Here is a 20,021-nt window from a genome sequence, read left to right on the forward strand (position 1 = left end):
AATAGTTGAATAGGATTATAAGCGATTTACGCAAGGGGGATGAACGGCAATGTTAAGTACGGAGAGAATCAACGCTCATAGCTGGTGGATCAGTGTGTTTGAACCACTCCCCCACGAGCGGCAGGATCTTATCCAAAAGTATGAGGTTACTAAGGAGCTGCTTGACTATGCCATTGACCCCTATGAAAAAGCTCGGGTTGAAGTTGATCCAGATGCTGGAGTTACTTTGCTGATCTTCGATGTCTATGTTCCAACTCACGAGGTAACTGCTCCACAGACCGCACCAATCGGTATTATGCTAACAAATAACAACCTGATCACATTCACAAATGCTAAGACTAACTTTGTTAACGGAACTATCGCTAACCAACTCAAACGTTTACAGAATCGCGATACCGTTGTTGAAAAATTAAATCTGGTTCTCGCTGTCCTGTACCGCTTGTCAACTGATTACTTTGGACCTTTACGCCGGGTTGACCAAAAGCGGCAACAAATCCAGCGCTCACTTCAAGGGCGTACCGGTCGAAAAGCCATTACTGAATTTATGGAAATTGAAACTGGTTTGGTCTACATGCTTACTTCACTAAAAGGGAACGTTTCGTTACTGGAAGAATTCGAGCGACGAATGAATCCGATCATGTCGACCCGTCAGAGGAATGACCTTGATGATGTTATTGTCGAAGCCCAGCAAGGACTGGAAATGGCACAAATGACTTCTGATGTCTCTGCCCGGGTTTCAAATGCATACAGCAAGGTCCTGGATAGTGACCTAAACCAAACAATGAAGTTTTTGACAATTTATTCAATTCTTCTTTCCATCCCCACCATCGTTGCCGGATTTTATGGTGAAAACGTCGCACTACCGCTGGCTAACAAGAGTTATTCCTGGATCATTACCATCGTAATTGCAATTCTCTTAATGATCCTCTGCGCTGTCTTCCTAATTAGGAAGGATTGGTGGAAATAAGGAAGTGCAGACGAAGCACGTTATCACTATGGTTGTTGTCTATAGGGGCTTCTCTGTGAACGCGTTTTGGCTCAGCTGAAGTAGAAAAGCCTAAGTACAAGACTATGTACTTAGGCTTTTTTGTGTGGTTAGAGATAGCGTTCTAGGCAGCTGAGTCGAGATCTGCTCGCCGTGACCGCAATCTCCATCTAACTATCCCGTCCTTGATTGTAAAAACAATCATCGTCCGGGATTCCTTAGTACTCGATTGCTAGTCCGTCACGGCTCACACTCTACTTTAAACGTGCTTTGCCCGAGTTTCCTAGAGCTAGCGACCTCCTTCCTAGGCGCAAGTCGCCTTCGTCAGGAGAAATCGCTAGCTTTCCGGAAACTCTTTGGGGCAAAGGCACTCTTTTAATAATTATCCCCTCTCTCAAACTGGAACTTGGAGTTTAAGAGGGATTGGTGGATAAGACTGTTGAGAAGGTCCTTGGTAGCGTCCATGGCGTGGGTTGCGGTCTTGTCGTTTCGCTTGGTAAGGAAGTCGGTAACGGCATCTCCTTGCTTGGTTTTTGCAATGGCGGTAATCATGTCGACCCGCTTAACGGCATAGCTTTGTGAAGCATCACGGAAAGCATTTACCTCGTTAATAAATTCATGGTAACGAGGTTCAACGATTACTTCCAATTGTTTTTGTAGCCAGTATGCACTGTCATCAACCTTGTTGCCAGCGTGATCGTATGATGCCGGCGTTGCATTAATGTTCGTAAAGAATGGAACGTATGGGCTGTACGCAAAGAAGCCAAAGTTAATCCATTGAATTGCGGCACATTCTGCCGGAACGTTATTCCGAATTTGCAAAATGCATGAGCTTTGGTTCCGGTCTAAGGCAATTGAACGGAACTTCTTTTGATCCTTTTCGTCACCAGAAGCATACGAACCGGTTGGATCATATGGTGTGCCATTGTAGTGTGATGACAGGAAGTATTCAATATCTTCAACAGCCAGCTTCTTTTCTGCCCGTTGGATGAACGGAATGTCCAAGCTGGTTGGTTCTTGTTCAACAGATGGTGTAAACAGCTTTTGACCATACCATGAACGTGGGGTGTTGTAATATTGGTCAGCTTCGTCATTAGTTCCGAAAATCTTCCGGAAGTTGAAACTACCTGGGTATGGATTTAAATTATTGTCTTGAACAAATTGTTGGATTGTTGAGGCAAACATAAAGTTGTCTGGATCTTCAAAGTTAACCTCTTCAATGCACATGATATTAGGACAAATTGCATAGGCATCATCCGGAATCCGTTGAGCAACCCACTGGTGACCGCCAGCAGTTTCAAAGTACCAGACTTCATTGTTATCACTAAATGCAATCCCGTTACTTTCACCAGTCCCGTAAGTTTCAATTAAGTGACCAAGTCGTTGGACACCTTCACGAGCACTCTTGATGAATGGCAGAACAAGGTAAACCATTGAGTCTTCGTCAACACCCTTTTCAACCAGTGGGTCATGACCAAGAACTCGTGGGTTAGTCATTTCGGTTTCGGAGGCGCTCATCGCAACATTATATTCATTGATCCCCTGTTCATCCCACCGACCATGATTAATATCACCATTAGTAGTGGCAGTGAAACGGCAGCCTCGTCCTTCTAGATCAACCTCTAGGCCATTATAGGTCGATGTGAAGTGTTCCCCTGTATAGTCCTTAGCTAGGTATACCTGGAAAGTCTTTGGGTTAACACCATCGTAATAATCTTCGTTCCGTGCAATCATAGTTGAACCGTCAATTGACGCATTCTTACCAACTAACATTGCAGTACAACTGCTCATTTTTTTGACACTCATTTTGCCCCATCCTTTCGGTTATGTTTATTATTTATAATAACACTTTTAACCTGATCCCCTTGCCTGCTTTTTCAAGTCGTGGTAGGATAACAATATTATCTGCCTATATAATACCGTAATATGGTCGGTAAGTCTCTACCCAAAGCCTTAAACTTTGGACTATAAGCAACAAGAGTAATACTAGTTTGTAGAGGGACTGCGGCATTTGTCAGCAGTCCCTCTTTTTTTATTTAAGGGAGGATTAAATCGTGGAAGAGCTCAGTTCAACAACCACTTCGAAGCATAGTAAAGTTTTATTTTCACCGAAAGATTTCGTACTCGGATTCCAACATTTACTTGCAATGTATTCCGGGGATGTTTTGGTTCCCCTACTTATTGGGAGCTATCTCCACTTCTCAGCCATGCAAATGACTTACTTGGTCTCCATTGATATTTTCATGTGTGGAATTGCAACCCTTCTTCAATTAAAGCAGACTGCTTTAACGGGGATTGGATTGCCAGTCGTTCTTGGTTGTGCTGTTCAAGCCGTTACTCCCCTCGAATCAATCGGGAGTAAATTAGGAATCACCTACATGTACGGTGCAATTATTGCATCAGGGGTCTTTGTCTTCTTGATTGCTGGGGTCTTTTCAAAATTAAAGAAACTTTTCCCACCAGTTGTTACTGGTTCTTTAATCACGATCATTGGTTTCACCCTTGTTCCTGTTGGTTTTCAAGATCTCGGTGGCGGAACACCATCTGCCCATTCATTCGGTGATCCAAAGAACCTTCTTGTTGGTTTTATTACTATTGCGGTTATTTTGCTCCTTAATGCTTGGGCAAAGGGATTTTTAAAGTCAATCGCAATCCTATTAGGAATTTTAATTAGCTCCTTTATTGCCGGTGCAATGGGAATGGTTTCCTTAAAGCCAGTCTCCCAAGCAGCATGGCTCCATACGCCACAGTTATTTTTCTTTGGTGTTCCTCACTTCAACGCGAGTGCAATGATTACTATGATCTTGGTATCACTAACAACAATGATCGAGTCAACCGGTGTCTTCTTCGCTCTTGGGGAAGTCACTGGACAAAAACTTACTAGTGAAGATATTAAACGTGGTTACCGGGCTGAAGGGATCGCAGCAATCCTTGGCGGGCTCTTCAATACCTTCCCCTACTCCACCTTCTCCGAAAATGTTGGGGTCATTCGGATGTCTGGCGTTAAAACTCGGCGTCCCGTTTATTATGCAGCCGTTATGCTCTTACTCCTTGGCCTGCTTCCAAAAGCCGGAGCATTAGCCACTGTTATTCCTGACCCAGTCCTTGGTGGAGCAATGATCGTTATGTTTGGGATTGTTGGGGTTCAAGGAATCCAAATCCTCCACAAAGTTGATTTTACAGATAACGGAAATATCCTGGTTGCTTCTGTTTCCGTCGGCTTAGGACTTGGGGTAACGATGTACCCTCATATTTTCCAGTTCTTGCCTACTGAATTTCAAATTATGATGGGAAATGGGGTCGTTGTTGGTAGCGTCGCCGCCGTAGTTCTCAATCTTTTATTCAACGGTTACGGAAAAGAAAAACCTGCTAAAAATTAATCTCATTAAATTTTAATAATCATATTGACAATTTAATTTAGCCACGCTAGAATAACTTCAACAATTATCGTTTCAGTAATTGCTTCGTTAGGTGTCAGAGAGCCGGTGGGGATGTGCGAACCGGTCAGGCGGAGTTAATGAATTATCGCGAGTATAAGATTGCTCGGCCATAGTCAGTGCCGTTACCACCTGATACGAGAGCGTATTACTATAAAGGATACGTATGTGGGTGGTACCGCGGTTAATAAATCGTCCCGTTGATGATCTTTTTCATCAGCGGGACTTTTTTATGGTTATTGTTTCAAGGAGGAACTAAAAATGAAAAATTGCGGCGGAATTATTCGTTATCAGCTTCAATTCAAATAATAACTAACTAATCAATTATGTAAGGGAGATTTAAATTATGAAGTCAATCAAGTTTGGTGAAGCGATTAGTATCTTACTAATCATGTTAATTGTTTTAGGAACGGCGGTTATTAAGTTTGGCCTTTCCCCACAAATTCCTGTACTGTTTGTAATTGCATTAATCATTCTATGGGCAAAGTTGCGTGGTGCTTCTTGGGATGACCTCCACAAAGGGATCCAAGATGGAATTGGGACTGCAATTATTCCAATCTTTATCTTTATCCTAATTGGAGCGCTCATTGCTGTCTGGATTAAAGCTGGGATCATCCCTTCCATCATGGTGGTTGGGTTTAAGATCATCAGTGCAAAATGGTTTGTCCCTTCAACCTTCGTTGTTTGTGCCTTAGTTGGGACATCAATTGGAAGTGGTTTTACAACTATCTCAACAATTGGGTTAGCCCTTTTCGCTGTTGGTCATGCGATGGGAATTAACCCTGCTCTAGTTGCTGGTTCAATCGTTTCAGGGGCTGTCTTTGGCGATAAGATGTCTCCATTATCCGACTCCACAAACCTCGCTTCAGCTATTGCTGGTAGTGACTTGTTTGCTCATATTAAGAACATGATGTGGTCCACCATCCCATCTTTCACCGTTTCATTTATTCTTTTCTGGGTTATCGGTCAAAGCGGTAGCGGGATGAACTCCAGCAAGATCGTTCACACTACTCAAGCATTGATGAACAACTTTAATATTAGCTGGTGGGCCTTGCTACCAATTGCGTTACTCTTCACCTGTGCTTGGCGTCACGTTCCTGCCATTCCAACTCTATTTATCAACATCATTGTGACCGTAATCATGATTTTTGTTCAGGATCCACACACGTCCCTTAAATCATTAACTAACTTGATTAGTGAAGGATTCGTTGCTCATACTAATGATGCTTCAGTTAATGCTCTTCTCTCTCGTGGTGGAATTACCAGTATGATGGGAACGGTCTCCTTGATTATTGTGACCCTTTCTCTTGGGGGCATCTTAATGCAATTTAACGTTATCCAATCTGCAATGGATCCCCTTGTTAAGCACCTTAAGACTCCAGGGAGCTTAATTCTGACTACAATTCTTTCTGGAATTGGCGTGAACCTCTTCGTTGGTGAACAATACCTTTCAGTAATTCTTCCTGGTCGAGCTTTCAAGACTGCCTTTAAGGACATGGGACTTTCCCCATTAGCCCTCAGTCGGGTCCTTGAAGATGGTGGAAGTGTAATTAATTACTTAATTCCATGGGGTGTTGCCGGAATGTTCGCGGCATCAACCCTTGGCGTTCCCGTTCTTCACTTCCTACCATTTGTCTTCTTCAGCCTCTTCTCTCCAGTATTTTCCGTTATTAGTGGGTTTACTGGAATCGGCCTAAAACGTGCTAAAAATTAAATATAAGGATCAAAAAAATGTCAATGTTCGACGTGAACATTGGCATTTTTGTAGTTTAAATTTAATTCTATTGCCTATGCCAGTAATACTTCAGCAACTAATAGTCCGCCACCGAAGACGAGGACAAAGACAACGACTGGCCAAACGAAGCGTACCCAGTGTGAATACTTCATGTCGAGCATTTGCAGAGTAGCCATAACTAATCCGGTTGGTGCCAAGAAAAGCATTGCATATTGACCAAATTGGTAAGCCGTAACAACGATATACCGTGGAATATGAACGGTATCAGCCAACGGTGCCAAGATTGGCATAGCAAGAACTGCCAAGCCAGATGAAGATGGCACAATAAAACCAAGAACAAAGAAGATCAGCATCATTACAATGATGAAGAATGAACCACTCATGTGAGAAACAACCTTAGATGATGCATACAGAATGGTATCTGAAATGTAACCATCACTCAAGATCATGTTGATCCCCCGAGCCAACCCAATAATCAGGGAAACACCAACCAAGCTGGCAGCCCCATCAGAAAAGGCAGTCGTGGTCTTGTATTCACCTAGGCCATCCTTCTTACCAAAGCAGGTTAAGAACATAATGATTACCGCAATCGTTAAGAATGAAGCGGCCATGTTAGGGAATGCCCAGTTCTTTGCCATAACACCCCAGATCATAATTGGGAACGCGCAGGCAAAGAGGATTAGGATAATCTTCTTTTTAAGGGTGAATGTCCGGTTATGTTCTTCTGTAGAATCCATTGACCACATCTTGTCGAATTTCTCCTTATCTTCATAAGAATACGAGAAACTCGGGTCTTTTTGAACTTTCCGTGCATACCAGTGAAGGTAAAGCAGTAAGCAAATTACCGCTACCGTGAAACCGATAATCCGGCCCATCATCCCTTGAGTAAATTGGGTACCGGCAGCATTAGAAGCAATAACAACAGAGAATGGGTTAATAATCGAGAATGTTGTCCCAATTGAACTAGCTAGGAAGATCGCCCCAACGGTCACGATTGAATCGTAACCCATGGCGATGAAGACCGGTGCCAAAATTGGATAGAAAGCCACCGCTTCTTCTTCGATCCCACAAAGGGTCCCACCAAAGGCTAACAGCACGGCAACCATGAAGACTAAGATAAATTCTTTTCCCTTAGACTTCTTGGTTAACGCCGATAGCCCAGATTCAAAGGCCCCACTAGCTTTTACAACCCCAATTAATCCACCAAGGACAAAAATGAAGATCATAATATCAACGGCCTGCATCGTCCCGTTAACCATACTGGTGAAAATTGAGTAAATACTCATCGGGTGCTGTTTAAGTCGCTTGTAAGTTCCCGGAACCGAAACCGGCTTACTAATCGCACCAGACTTAAATTGATCAACATCGATCTTAACGTGCAACTTATCCAATGTCGCCTGAGTAGCCGGATAAATTGTCTTCTTCCCACTTGGTGCAGTCACCTGAAGATGATCATGACTGTAAGCTAGTTTTGAATAGCTCCCAGCAGGAATGAACCATGTTAAGAAAACAGAAATAACTGTTAAGAAGAATAGGATGGTAAATGCACCAGGCATTTTTAATTTCCACTTCTTCTTTGGTTTAACTGAAGCGTCCATAACCTTACCCCTCACTAAAAAAATAATTGCTTTACCATCTCACTAGCCACACAAATCTAATTGTGGACAAAGTGTATAATGATAATTGATTAGGCTAATTACGAATTAGCCAATTAACCTCTTACGTTTATCATTTTAGTAAGCGCTTACGAAAATATTCAAAAATAATCACATTTCATCAAAAACATAATTAAGGAGTTCACATGTTACGGAATCTCAACTTTCTCCGTTATCGTAAATACCAACGAATTATTATTGTTGCAATTCTCGTTGCCCTGGCATCACAGATTGAGGTAAGTGCCTTTGTCCCGGGAAATACAATCGCCCTTTCGGCATTTATTCTGCCTGTTTTCTTGTATTTCAATCAGGATCTCAATCCTTTCCAAATTGGCTTAGCGATCGCCATTGCTTCTCCTGTTTTTCGGGGATTCGTTTTATTAGCTACCCAGGGGGCAACCGCAAATCTTGTTGTGACCTATATCATCGCTGATATTATCTTTTTCGTTTGCTATACGCTCCTCTATTATCTCCTGTATTGGCTCCGAACCTTCCAGAATAATATTGCCTTTTTCTTTACGATTATTATCTGTGATTACTTTGCGAACCTTGCTGAGCTCTCTTTTTTAAATCACTTTCAGCCGTTCTCCCGGTGGATTTTACAAGGGGTCTTAATCCTTGCCCTCACCAGATCCGCAGTTGCCTTTGCCCTCTCGTTCATCCTTCATTATTGCCAACTCCTTACGGTCAGCAGTGAAAGTCACGAACGCCAATACTACCACTTCATCTGGGTCGCTTCGGCCGTTAAAAGTGAAGTCTACTTTATGAAGAAAACAATTAATGAAATTGAACAAGTAACGAAGAATGCCTACCAGTTAAACGAACGCCTTGGCGCTGAACACCGTCCCCAAGAACAAAAGATGGCCTACCAGATTGCCCAAAACGTTCATGAAATCAAACATTCCTACCAAAATGTCATTAAGGGTCTCGGTGATTATTTTGACGATCGAAATAACGAACCAATGCCAATGAAGGATATCCTCAAGATCGTTACTAATTATTCTCAAATGATTATTCGAGAAAAGAAAGCCCACATTAACTTGGTCGTCCAGAATCATACTGATATTACGGTTCCTCAACATTATTACCTGGTAACAATCCTTTCCAACCTAATTCTTAACGGGATCGATGCCATTGGTAACCAACATAACGGCGAAATCTTAATCCAGGTTAAGGATAATCAAAATTGGGTCTTCCTTTCTATAACTGATAACGGCAGTGGCATCCCCGATAACCTCCTTCCCTTAATCTTCAAATCTGGTTTTTCAACTAAATTTGATGCTTCTGGTGATATTTACCGAGGAATTGGTCTTTCTAATGTTCAGACAATTGTTCAAGATGAATTTGGTGGCCAAATCACTGTCGACTCAACGCCAAAAGTGGGGACAACCTTCTTTGTTAAACTTAATCGACAAAAATTGACTGCGAAGGGAGAATAATGTAATGAAATACTATATTGTTGATGATGATCAATCGATCCTCTATGTTTTACAGAACATTATTGAACAAAACTTTAATGATGAAGTTGTTGGGATGAACGATCATTCACCTGCAGCGTTAAAAGATCTCCTGGTTCATGACGTGGACATTGTTTTAGTTGATCTTCTCATGCCTGAACTGTCCGGCATCGAACTCGTTAAGCAAGTTAAAAAGGTTAAACCAAACACCCGCTTTGTAATGATCTCTAAGGTCCAGGATAGTGAGATGCGTGCTAAAGCCTATCAAGCCGGGATCGAATTTTTCATTAACAAGCCGATCAACCTCATTGAAGTTAAAACTGTTTTAGAAAAAGTCGAGCAAAGCTTAACGATGGCTTCCCAACTCTCTTCAATTTCCCAGATGGTCCATAGTTTTAACCAGCAAACTAACCCTCCCCAAAGTGCACCGCAAGAAGATCAAGTAAGTACAACATTAAAGTACCTGGGGATGACTTCAGAAAAGGGAACTACCGATATTCTTCAAATCATTCCGCTAATGAAAAGTCAAAGCACTAACTACCGGGACCTGGATTTAAATGCCCTTTTGGATCTCAGCGAACATGAAAGAAAAGTCATTGAGCAACGAATTCGCCGGGCAATCAAGGTTGGCTTAGCAAATACCGCAAACCGTTTAATTGATAATCCCTATGATGAACAACTTTCTGATCTCGCAAGCCTCCTTTTCGGCTATGAAAGCGTTCACGCTGAAATGCTTTGCCGCCAAGGTAAGCAAAAATCAGGTGGGAGAATTACAATTCAGCGTTTTCTTGACGGATTAGCTGATCTTAATGGAACGAAAAAATAAAAGCTAGAAATTAACCTTCTCAGAAGCTTTTAAGGCTGGCGAGAAAGTTAATTCCTAGCTTTTTGATTAATCATATTGATGCATATATTTTGAAAGACGCTTAAGTCCTTCCTTAAGGGTTGCTTCTGAGGCACAGTAACCAAGACGAACATGTTTTGGAGTGTCAAAGGCATCCCCTGGCACTAGCAAAACTCCTTCATCTTTCAACAAGTTTTCGCAGAAGGTATGAATATCAACTGGAACATCTAGTTTAGGGAATGAGGTTGAAACCGCCTGAGGCATCACAACTGACGCCCGATCTTCATGTTCAATCCAATCTTGGTAAATCTTTAAGTTACCGAGGACCAGTTTCCTATTTCGTGCCAACACCTGGTCACGGTGACGAAGAACATAGGTTGCAAGCAGGTCATTAAAGACTCCTCCACAGATCATTGTATAATCACGGAACTTCCGAAAAAGATCTGCCAATTCACTATTAGTTGCGGTCCAGCCGATCCAGACAACGGGAACTGAATATGTCTTTGAAAGGGAGTTAGTTGCAATCCCCTTATCATATAAATCAACGATTGAAGTGAACTTTGTCGGGTCATCCAATGGCAAGTAAACTTCATCTACTAATACATAAGCACCCACTGACTTAGCAATTTCGACAACTTGTTTCAAAAATGCCTCATCTAAGACTGTCCCGGTCGGGTTATTTGCATTATTTAAACAGATCATCTTAGTATCAGGACGAATTAACTTTTTCAGTTCTTCAATATCTGGATACCAATTAGCTTCTTCGTGAATATGCCAAAAGTCCACGTCAGCACCTAATGACTTTGGAATGTCATAGAGTTGTTGGTATGATGGATATTCTGCAATCACGTGATCCCCAGCTTGAATCAAACTATAAAGAGCCAAAATGTTTGCCCCAGTAGCACCATTCGTTTGCAAAATATTATCTGGTTCGACATGTTGATACAACTTAGCAACTTCCTGCTTAAATGCATTACAAAAGAGCGCCTTCCAACTGTTTGGAGACGCTCTTAAATTTTTACGGTTCTACAATAAAAGGTACTAACATGGTGCGTTCAGTTAGTACCTTAATTTTATAATGCTGTTAATATTGCCAAATAAACACACGTTACAAAGAACAGGAGCAAAATAAATTTGTAAACCCATTTCCAATAAATAGTAATTGGTATTCTAGAAAGTGCTAAAGCTCCTACTAGCATTCCTGCGGTTGGCGTAATTGCGGTAATTAGGCCAGTTGCTGCCTGATAAGAAGTAACTAATACACTGCCTTCAACATGTGCAAAATGAGCTAATGATCCCATGATTCCCATTGTAGCAGCAGCTAAACCAGAACTAGATGGAATCAAAAATGACAAAATAATGAAAAAAATAAAGGCCAAAATAATAAAAGCTGCTTTGGGCATTCCTGCAAGTGAAAGTTCACCATAATGGAGAATTGTTCCTGTAATTTTACCATTATTCATAATAACTTGAATTCCACGTGCTACGGCAACGATAATCGCTACATTTAGTAACTCTCCCATTCCTTTCATAAATGAATCAATAAAATCGGTTTCCTTAATATGACCAACAAACATAATTACTACAGACATAAAGAGAAAAAGCATTGTAATTTCATTAAAGTACCAACTTCCTAATGCTGTCATATCTACGCCTAAGAAGTTGCCTAAAAATGGTATGCTAGTAAGCCATTTTGTAAAGGTATCGAAAAACGTCCACGATTTATTAATGCTTGTCCAAGGAACCAATCCAATAATCATAATGATAAAAGTTAGGGCAAAGATCCACAAAACGTGTTTCTGGATTCTAGTCAATGGACTAGGTTTACTACTACGTTCTTCTACATCAAAGAACTTCATATCAGCTTTTCTTTGCTTATACATAAGAGATTTAGTCGGATCCTTTTTGATCTTATTTGCATAATGCAAAACAAAAATAATGGTCAATGTAGTTACAATTATTAATAAAATGATCCGAGAGCCTAATCCCGCTCCTGGTGAAATCTTGATAATCCCTGAAGCTACACCCGTAGAAAATGGATTGACGGTAGATGCTAAGTCACCTACACGAGTACCTAATATAATTACTCCTGCTGCAACTAGCGAATCATATCCAACTCCCATCATAATTGGAACTATTAACGGAAAGAAAGCTAGTGTTTCTTCCCCCATTCCATACGTAGAGCCACCAATAGCAAAGATAATTGTTAAAATCACAATTAAACGCTTTTCATGTCCTTTTGAATTGGTAACAATAGAACGAATACCATCATCAAGCGCACCTGTTTTGTTAACTACTCCTAAAAAGCCACCAATAACAAGAATAAAAAGTGCAATATCAATAGCACCAGTAGTTGCTTTATCACCAATCATCCCAATTATCGGGGCCATAAAGACATCCCAGATTCCCTGAGGATGGGAAACTACAGTATGATAAGTCCCCGAAACCATATTTCCTGCAGAATCTAGCTTATAAACCCCTGCCGGAATAATCCACGTTAAAATGGCCATCAAAACTATTAACATGAACAAAATTGTAAATGCCGAGGGCATATGGAATTTATGTTTTGCCTTTATTTGGTTATCCATTAATTACACCTCACTCTTCAAAGAATTCTTTAGCTACTTGTTTATAAAATTCAATGGATTTATGAAACACCTCTACATCAACATTTTCATCAGTCTGGTGTTGCGTATTATTTCCTGGTCCAATTTCAGCAATTGCAAAATTACCTTTTCCATGTAAAAACTCGGATCCATCACTAGCTCCTGATTGACCAACTACATTTACTGAAGTATCAAAGATTTCATCATGGACTTTTTCCATTAATTTAATTAAAGGAGCATTTTTATCGCCTGGCATTGCCTCTTCCGGGAAACTATAGCGAATACTAAGATTGTAACCTGGCTTCTGGTTCAACTTTTCTACAAGCCCATTCAATGCATTAAAGACAATTTTATTAGGGTATTCAGGAATTGTTCGGATATTTCCTTTAATAATTGCTCTGGCAGGTACAGAATTGATTTGTGAGCCACCCTGAAAGACTGATTGAACATGTGTTAGTTTCCCAAGAACTGGATTGACCTTATCAAAACTATCCATAATTGGTTTAACCTGATTAGCAAAATCAACTAAATGATCAATTGCATTAATACCATTTTGCGGTTGCGAGCTATGAGCTTGTTTTCCAATAGAAGTCACAACATAATCAATAACTCCCTTGGAGGTATAACCTATTTCAGTCATATTATTTCCTGGCTCTGCAATAATCAATCCTGATAGGCCATCAGCATAACCCTTCTTAACAAGCTGAGCTGCCCCATACTCTCCTGTTTCTTCACCAACAGTACAGAGTAATCGAATTTTCCCAGGAACCTCGTGACTTTCTAACATATCCAACATTGCAATAATTAATGCAGCTAAACCACTCTTCATATCTGATGCTCCACGTCCATATAATTTTCCATCTTTAATCTTTGCGCTATATGGATCGGATGACCATTGACTTATATCTCCAGCAGAAACAACATCTTCGTGCCCGCTAAAACCCAGTAACTTATTGCCCTCTCCAATAGTTACTACAAGATTATCTCTACCTGGAGCATACTGAATACGGTCTATTTTTATATTTTGTCCCTGATAAGGCTTAAATAGAGATTCAATATAGTCAGCCACTTCCGCTTCATTGCTATTTTCTGATTTAATTGAAATTAATTTTGATAAAATTTCAATCTGCTTTGACTTTTCCATACTTATTACGTTCCTCCCATATATAATTTGTTATTGATTATTATCTATAGATAAAATTCATTCTATATACAAAATATACGTATATTTTGTATATTTATTAAATATTTACCAATTATAATACGATATTCAGTATTAAAATTCAATGATAAAATTAATTTTCCATAAAAAAGAGGATTACTGTTCATCGCAATCCTCTTTTTTCGTTTATATAAACTATTCTAAATGTGTTTATTAAGATTAATGTCCTAGGCAACTAAATTGAAATATGCTCGCCAGTGATTTGCTAAAGTACTAACAGTTCCTACTGCAACCGAGCCAAGATCTTCTCGCCCTAACTTTCCTCGAGCTAACGACCTCCACCTCCGACGATGAGACGTCGTTCGGTGGAGAAATCGTTAGCCACCGGAAAGTTTTAACGGGCTCGCACTCTACTTATCATATTCCTCTATCTTAAACTCATGATCGGTTAGGGTGGCGGTGGTGAGGCTACCATTCTTTGGACGAACGGTTACGTCATATTTACCTTCACCGAAGCGTTCCACAAGGCTCAGTAAAGTATTACCATGACTTACCCAAAGAACATTAGCATCTTCAGGGAGAGCAGCATGCCGGATCATTTCGATTCCCTTATTCATCCGTTCCCAGTATTCGTGATTATTTTCTGCGTCATGGAATGGATCGGCTTCCTTTAACCAATCCTTAGCTTGACCAATCGAGCTAGCAAGGACGATTTGCTTAAAGGTATTGTAGCCGTGAGGTGCGCCAGCATTGTACCAAGCAAAATCCATATTTGTTCCTTCATATGAACCATAGAATTCTTCCCGGAAATAAGGGGCAGTAACTGGTTCACGAACGGAGTCTGCCTGATTCAAATCAAGTATTTCTTGAATAGTTTCCATTGCCCGCGTTGTATCACTACAAAAGGCAGCATCAAAGTGAATATTCTTAAGCCGTTCACCCGCATTTTTAGCGTCTTGCTTCCCTTTTTCTGTTAATGGAGAATTACTCCATCCCTGAAGCTTGTTGTAAATGTTGTAATATGTTTGACCATGTCGTACTAAGTAAATATTCAATTTTGTCATGACTCGTCCTCCGTTCTCCTGTGATTCTTCTTCATTATAGCGCTCCCATTATTAATTTAGAAGCAAGACAGATCTTTGAACTTGCTTATCTTCCTCTTCATAACTTCTTCATACTTTCCCCCTATTCTTAATACAAGAAAGAAGGGATTGACTAATGACATTAAAAGAAACTGCTTCTCAACCAAATATTGTTGCGGCTAAGATTATTGCCATCAGCAACAAAAAAGTTACAGTAGTTACCGAAGAAGGTCATCTATTAATGATTCCCTTAACTAAAGAGTACCGTCAAGACAAGACAATGCTCGAATCATTGAAAGATATCCTTCGTGCTGGTATTTGGATTCCTGTAAACAAAAAATTACGGAAACTCTTTAGCTATGACTGGCTAACTGGGCCAGTGCCCGTTCCAGCTAAAGTAAATAATTAAATTTTGACAACAATCTTACTTATACCGATGTTTCTTCGCTAATCTATGGTAGAATGGCTGTTGATTTGCTAGTTTTGCTAGCACTAAATAACTATTAAATCTCGATTGCGAGGAACATTCCTAATGAAAAAACTAAGCAAATTTGTGGACACTAGGATTGGGTTCTTCACCCTTCTAGTAGTCCTTTTTTGGTTAAAGACATTATTTGCTTACTTTACGGACTTTAAATTAGGGGTAGAAGGGATTTTTCAATACCTTATTCTGTTAATTAACCCGATATCAATTACCGCATTAATTTACAGCATTGCATTTTATTTTAAACGTGCTCGCTTCTTCTACCCGGTTTTAATGGGGTTAGACATTGCCAACACGTTATTGCTGTACCTAAACGTCATTTATTATCGTGAATTTACGGATTTTATGACGATTGCCACAATGACTGGTTATTCAAAAGTTAATCAAGGCTTAAGTGGCAGCTCGTTAGCTTTAACAAACGTTCACGATCTTTTTTATTGGCTTGATATTGTTATCATTCTCATCCTGATGTTGATGCGGAAGATTCATTTTGATCCACGTGCCGTTAGTAGTAAATTAGCGTTTGCGTTCACTTCAATGTCATTAACCCTCTTTGGTGTAAACTTATCGTTTGCGGAAATGAGTCGCCCACAATTACTTACCCGGACCTTTGACCGAACCTACATTGTTAAGTACCTAGGGATCGATGCCTTTACCGGATATGATGTTGTTAAATCACAGCATATTAGTAAAATGCGGCAAAGTGCTACTAAATCAGAACTACTGAAGGTTAAAAAGTTCACCGATAAGCATTATGCCGCACCTAATCCCAAAATGTACGGAATTGCTAAGGGACGGAACGTTATTGTTATCCACCTGGAAAGTTTTCAACAGTTTTTGATTGATAAAAAAGTAAACGGTCAAGAAGTTACGCCATTCTTAAACTCCTTGTATCACGGGAAAGATACCTATGCGTTTGATAACTTCTTCCACCAGGTTGGTCAAGGGAAAACAAGTGATGCCGAAAACATGCTGGAAACCAGTACATTTGGTCTTCCTCAAGGCTCACTTTTTGCAACCCTTGGGAACGATAATACCTTCCAAGGTGCTCCAGCAATCCTTAATCAACGTGCTGGTTATACTAGTGCCGTTTTCCATGGAAATGTTGCTAGTTTCTGGAACCGAAATAACGTTTATAAGAATTTAGGATACCAATACTTCTTCGACGCTAGTTACTTCGATACTTCTGGCGATAAAGCTACGGGATATGGCCTTAAAGATAAGTTGCTCTTCAAGAATTCTATTAATTATCTCCAGAATTTACAGCAACCGTTCTACACTAAGTTTATTACCGTTACTAACCACTTCCCGTATAGCCTAGATGACGAAGATAAAGATCCAAACTTCCAAACAACTAACACGGGAAATACCACTGTTGATAACTACTTTGTAACGGCCCACTACTTAGACCAGTCACTTGCCGAATTTTTTGCCTACTTGCAAAAAACTGGTTTAGATAAAAACTCAGTTGTTATGATTTACGGGGATCACTACGGAATTTCAAATTCAGAAAATAAGGCTTTAGCAACTGCTCTTGACCGGAATTCTGATGATTGGACCGACTATGATAATGCCCAGCTTCAACGGGTTCCACTAATGTTTGTCATCCCCGGCTCTGGTGGTCACGGTGGAATTTACCATCAATATGGTGGAGAAGTCGATGTTTTACCAACGCTCCTGCACCTTCTCGGGATTAGCACTAAACGATACATTCAGTTTGGTACAGATCTCTTTTCTAGCCAGCACAGCCAAGTAGTTGCTTTCCGGAACCGCGATTTTGTAACCCCACACTTTTCTAGTATTAGTGGGACAGTTTACAACAACAAGACCGGAAAAATTGCTAAATTAACAGCAAAACAGAAGAAACGGTTAAAGAAGGATCAGAAGCTTGTAAATACAGAACTTTCGCTTTCTGATTCTCTAAACGAAAAGAACCTGCTTCGCTTCTATCATCCAAAAGACTTTAAGAAAGTCAATCCAGCCGATTATAACTACTCAAATGGTTTGAAACGAGAAAAACGGATTGAAAAGAAGCTTGGTAATAAATCAACTAGTATCTTCTCAAAGAATGGTAACCGTTCTACAGTTGACGATTACTCAACTGATGCTCCAGAACAAAACCACTCTTCAACCGATTCCAACCGAATTAAGATTACTAATCCAGATGCAAATAATAAGTAAACTAAAAAGCATTTAACGTCCCTGGTTAATCAGGAATGTTAAATGCTTTTTTGGTGTGTTGATTGAGTCTTTAGAAAAATTGGTCTAAGGGCAATATGGGTCGAAATGTGCTCGACCTGACTGCATACTCGAGTCTAATGTTTTATGGTAACATGGCGAAACATGCTCGCCAGGAACTTGCTAGAGCTAGCAACCTCCTTCCTAGGCGCATAACGCCTTCGTCAGGAGAAATTGCTAGCCTTCCGCAAGTTCTCTGCTGGCTCGCACTCTTTAACTAGTTCCATATTCTTTGCCAAAGGTTACCGCGATTGATGGTTTCGGCGCTACGGAGTGGGATGGTAATTGGCTTATTATTGACAGTTCTAATATCAGAGCCGGTAACAATAATATTTCCAAGTCGTTCCCCCTTCTTAACTGGGGCATTTAATCTCGCTTTATGGTTAGTTAAATACTTATAGTAATACGGCTTGATTGTAAACCGCGCAGTCTTTTGTATCTGCCAAACGCTAAATGAATGTGGTTCTACTGTTAAAATTCGTTTAGTACCATTAGTAACCCGCTTTTGTGATTGTTTCTTATTGAGGGTTAGCACTTGCTGGTGCGCATTTTGAATAAAGTACTGGTACAAACGTTGGGTTTGGGTAAAACGAGCATCCTTATCTTTTCCGTTTGCATGAAGAACGACCGTAATCAACCTATGTCCCTGGTAAGTTCCTGTACTGACAAAGCAAGCGCCAGCAGCATCAGAAGTTCCCGTCTTGAGTCCATCAATTTGAACCCCATCAACAGTGTACTTACCGCCAGGAAGCATCTTATTGAGATTTTCCACCTCTTTGACTTTCCCCTTAGCAATTGTAAATTGTGCCTTGGGTTGACTAGTAACTTTAAGAACACTTGGGTAGTGCTTAACAAGATATTGTGATAATAAGGCAACATCACGGGCAGTCATGGTATTTTCAGCATTGCTACTGATCCCTTTTTGCTTTAGCCCCTTCAGGTCACCATTCTTTAGCCCAACAGGATTTACAATTGTGGCATCTGTAATCCCAATTTGGCGAGCTTTCTTCTGCATCTTAGCGTTGAATTGCTTAATCGTACTTCCATCGGCTGTCGCCAAGGCTAGGGCAGCTCCATCAGCAGATTTAATCAGCGTCGCGTTAAAAAGTTTCTGAACCGTATACGATTGACCTGCTTGTAACCCAATTGCTGAATAATTAGCGTCATTAGAAACATCGGCAATCTTTTTATCAACTTTTACCTTAGTGTTCCATGATAATTGGTGATGATTAATTTCATCTTCAATCACGCTCGCTGCTAGCAACTTACTAATTGACGCAATTGGCAACTTTTCTTCACTATTTTGCTGGTAAATAATTTGACCTGTATCAGCATCAATCATAATTGCTGATCGCGCATCAATTTGATCAGCAGATACTGTCTGTGGTTTAAATACCATACAGCAAAACATTAAAAATAATGCCGAAAGAAAAGTAATAACCTTTTTCATTTTTTCTTCTCCACTCAGCTAGCCTTATCCAACGATTTCAACCTTAGTTCCTACCGGTAAATTTTCTTCCATCCATCGAGCATCTGCGACAGATAAACGAATACAGCCGTGTGAACCTGTTGATTTCCCTAGTTTGGCAGCTTCTTTTTTATTATATGAACCATCAGCATTTGTTGGTACACTATGGAACAAATATTCACCATGGTTCAACCATGAAGTATAGTAATTAGCGCCTTCCTTTAACTTAGCGTTATAAAAACTATCTCCCCGTTCCTGTTGAACATAAAAGGTCCCAGTTGGCGTCATACTCTTCATCTTGCCAGTCTTTGAATCCTTTTTATAAATACCCCCAGTAGAATACATCGTGTAGATCACATGATCACCATCGTAAAGGTAAGTCCGATTTGCTTTTAAATCGACCTTAATCCAAAAATGCTTAACCTTACTTAAATCAGGGTATTCCTTAGTTTCTGAAGACTTTTGCCAATCAATCGGCGTCCGCATTGCACTCTTTGAAGATGTGGTGGTCTGCTTTTGAGCGACCTTTTTTGTTACAGTAGTTGCCGCTGATTTTTCCTGATCACTCGCACTTGTTTTTAAACTTGAGTGAATACCAATAAATGCAATAATTAGGCAGAACAACGCATAAACAACGTATCTACTTTTTTTCATTGATTTTAACTTTCCCCTTTTAAATTCAACTATCAATAAAATCATTTCTATTATATTATAGACTATAAGATAATCAATTGTATTTTAAGAGGTAACCTGATGCGTCTAGATTTAAAAATATCTTATCTAACTGCGATTTTCTTTTTTATCGTTTCAGTAATTTGTGCTAACTTAATTTAACTGGAGAACCATCTTATGCAAAGTACTAAAAGCC

14 protein-coding genes, 1 pseudogene and 1 riboswitch are annotated in these 20,021 nt (G+C 40.1%); of the genes and pseudogenes, 7 read left to right on the forward strand and 8 right to left on the reverse strand.

The features are described from left to right. Positions 1-49: 49 nt before the first annotated feature. Positions 50-967 carry a magnesium transporter CorA family protein gene (locus H9564_RS03505; RefSeq protein WP_003716508.1) on the forward strand — a complete coding sequence of 306 codons (918 nt, stop codon included), beginning with the start codon at positions 50-52 and terminating at the stop codon, positions 965-967. Positions 968-1,360: 393 nt separating this feature from the next. Here H9564_RS03505 and H9564_RS03510 read toward each other — a convergent pair whose 3' ends face one another. Then, positions 1,361-2,791, reverse strand: coding sequence for a C69 family dipeptidase (locus H9564_RS03510; protein ID WP_191684144.1), 1,431 nt, complete (start codon positions 2,789-2,791; stop codon positions 1,361-1,363). Positions 2,792-2,874: 83 nt separating this feature from the next. Then, positions 2,875-2,973, forward strand: a riboswitch (purine riboswitch). Positions 2,974-3,039: 66 nt separating this feature from the next. Here H9564_RS03510 and H9564_RS03515 point away from each other — a divergent pair. Beyond that, on the forward strand, positions 3,040-4,365 hold the full coding sequence (locus tag H9564_RS03515; RefSeq protein ID WP_318241067.1) for a nucleobase:cation symporter-2 family protein: 1,326 nt from the start codon (positions 3,040-3,042) through the stop codon (positions 4,363-4,365). 403 nt (positions 4,366-4,768) lie between these two features. After that, positions 4,769-6,136, forward strand: coding sequence for a Na+/H+ antiporter NhaC (gene nhaC / locus H9564_RS03520; RefSeq protein ID WP_191684145.1), 1,368 nt, complete (start codon positions 4,769-4,771; stop codon positions 6,134-6,136). 74 nt (positions 6,137-6,210) lie between these two features. Here nhaC and H9564_RS03525 read toward each other — a convergent pair whose 3' ends face one another. Further along, the gene (locus H9564_RS03525; protein WP_191684146.1) at positions 6,211-7,755 is read right to left on the reverse strand and encodes a YfcC family protein; all 1,545 of its coding nucleotides are present in this window, start codon (positions 7,753-7,755) and stop codon (positions 6,211-6,213) included. 203 nt (positions 7,756-7,958) lie between these two features. Here H9564_RS03525 and H9564_RS03530 point away from each other — a divergent pair, with 203 nt between their 5' ends. Both H9564_RS03530 and H9564_RS03535 read left to right on the forward strand, forming a co-directional pair. Then, a complete protein-coding gene (locus H9564_RS03530) occupies positions 7,959-9,251 on the forward strand; it encodes an ATP-binding protein (protein WP_191684147.1) in 1,293 nt (430 codons plus the stop codon). Positions 9,252-9,255: 4 nt separating this feature from the next. Continuing rightward, positions 9,256-10,095 (forward strand): response regulator, encoded by an 840-nt coding sequence (locus H9564_RS03535; RefSeq protein ID WP_191684148.1) that lies wholly within the window; start codon positions 9,256-9,258, stop codon positions 10,093-10,095. A gap of 66 nt (positions 10,096-10,161) precedes the next feature. Here the strand turns inward: H9564_RS03535 and H9564_RS03540 are convergent. The 4 genes and pseudogenes from H9564_RS03540 to H9564_RS03555 form a co-directional block, all read right to left on the reverse strand. Then, positions 10,162-11,082, reverse strand: a pseudogene (locus H9564_RS03540) (aminotransferase); the annotation flags it as partial. Positions 11,083-11,186: 104 nt separating this feature from the next. Continuing rightward, the gene (locus tag H9564_RS03545; RefSeq protein WP_191684149.1) at positions 11,187-12,701 is read right to left on the reverse strand and encodes a YfcC family protein; all 1,515 of its coding nucleotides are present in this window, start codon (positions 12,699-12,701) and stop codon (positions 11,187-11,189) included. Positions 12,702-12,711: 10 nt separating this feature from the next. Beyond that, positions 12,712-13,863, reverse strand: coding sequence for an ArgE/DapE family deacylase (locus tag H9564_RS03550; protein ID WP_191684150.1), 1,152 nt, complete (start codon positions 13,861-13,863; stop codon positions 12,712-12,714). A gap of 428 nt (positions 13,864-14,291) precedes the next feature. Then, positions 14,292-14,945: a histidine phosphatase family protein gene (locus H9564_RS03555; RefSeq protein WP_191684151.1), complete on the reverse strand. Its 654-nt coding sequence runs from the start codon at positions 14,943-14,945 to the stop codon at positions 14,292-14,294. A 154-nt stretch (positions 14,946-15,099) separates the two neighbouring features. Between H9564_RS03555 and H9564_RS03560 the strand changes: the two genes are divergently transcribed. Next, positions 15,100-15,372 (forward strand): hypothetical protein, encoded by a 273-nt coding sequence (locus tag H9564_RS03560; protein ID WP_191684152.1) that lies wholly within the window; start codon positions 15,100-15,102, stop codon positions 15,370-15,372. Positions 15,373-15,495: 123 nt separating this feature from the next. After that, on the forward strand, positions 15,496-17,628 hold the full coding sequence (locus H9564_RS03565) for an LTA synthase family protein (protein ID WP_191684153.1): 2,133 nt from the start codon (positions 15,496-15,498) through the stop codon (positions 17,626-17,628). Between the two features lie 274 nt (positions 17,629-17,902). On the opposite strand, the gene H9564_RS03570 is transcribed toward H9564_RS03565, so the two are convergent. Further along, on the reverse strand, positions 17,903-19,135 hold the full coding sequence (locus H9564_RS03570; RefSeq protein ID WP_191684154.1) for a D-alanyl-D-alanine carboxypeptidase family protein: 1,233 nt from the start codon (positions 19,133-19,135) through the stop codon (positions 17,903-17,905). Positions 19,136-19,159: 24 nt separating this feature from the next. Further along, positions 19,160-19,807 carry a L,D-transpeptidase gene (locus H9564_RS03575; protein ID WP_191684155.1) on the reverse strand — a complete coding sequence of 216 codons (648 nt, stop codon included), beginning with the start codon at positions 19,805-19,807 and terminating at the stop codon, positions 19,160-19,162. Positions 19,808-20,021: the final 214 nt, after the last annotated feature.

Source organism: Limosilactobacillus avistercoris, from assembly GCF_014836425.1.
GTDB lineage: Bacteria > Bacillota > Bacilli > Lactobacillales > Lactobacillaceae > Limosilactobacillus > Limosilactobacillus agrestimuris.

What these genes read in the sequence shown, in the direction of transcription:
- H9564_RS03570 (WP_191684154.1), bottom strand. Translation starts at nt 19,135, where the DNA reads ATGAAAAAGGTTATTACTTTTCTTTCGGCATTATTTTTAATGTTTTGC.
- H9564_RS03505 (WP_003716508.1), top strand. Translation starts at nt 50, where the DNA reads ATGTTAAGTACGGAGAGAATCAACGCTCATAGCTGGTGGATCAGTGTG.
- H9564_RS03545 (WP_191684149.1), bottom strand. Translation starts at nt 12,701, where the DNA reads ATGGATAACCAAATAAAGGCAAAACATAAATTCCATATGCCCTCGGCA.
- H9564_RS03530 (WP_191684147.1), top strand. Translation starts at nt 7,959, where the DNA reads ATGTTACGGAATCTCAACTTTCTCCGTTATCGTAAATACCAACGAATT.
- nhaC (WP_191684145.1), top strand. Translation starts at nt 4,769, where the DNA reads ATGAAGTCAATCAAGTTTGGTGAAGCGATTAGTATCTTACTAATCATG.
- H9564_RS03565 (WP_191684153.1), top strand. Translation starts at nt 15,496, where the DNA reads ATGAAAAAACTAAGCAAATTTGTGGACACTAGGATTGGGTTCTTCACC.
- H9564_RS03560 (WP_191684152.1), top strand. Translation starts at nt 15,100, where the DNA reads ATGACATTAAAAGAAACTGCTTCTCAACCAAATATTGTTGCGGCTAAG.
- H9564_RS03525 (WP_191684146.1), bottom strand. Translation starts at nt 7,755, where the DNA reads ATGGACGCTTCAGTTAAACCAAAGAAGAAGTGGAAATTAAAAATGCCT.
- H9564_RS03575 (WP_191684155.1), bottom strand. Translation starts at nt 19,807, where the DNA reads ATGAAAAAAAGTAGATACGTTGTTTATGCGTTGTTCTGCCTAATTATT.
- H9564_RS03510 (WP_191684144.1), bottom strand. Translation starts at nt 2,791, where the DNA reads ATGAGTGTCAAAAAAATGAGCAGTTGTACTGCAATGTTAGTTGGTAAG.
- H9564_RS03535 (WP_191684148.1), top strand. Translation starts at nt 9,256, where the DNA reads ATGAAATACTATATTGTTGATGATGATCAATCGATCCTCTATGTTTTA.
- H9564_RS03550 (WP_191684150.1), bottom strand. Translation starts at nt 13,863, where the DNA reads ATGGAAAAGTCAAAGCAGATTGAAATTTTATCAAAATTAATTTCAATT.
- H9564_RS03555 (WP_191684151.1), bottom strand. Translation starts at nt 14,945, where the DNA reads ATGACAAAATTGAATATTTACTTAGTACGACATGGTCAAACATATTAC.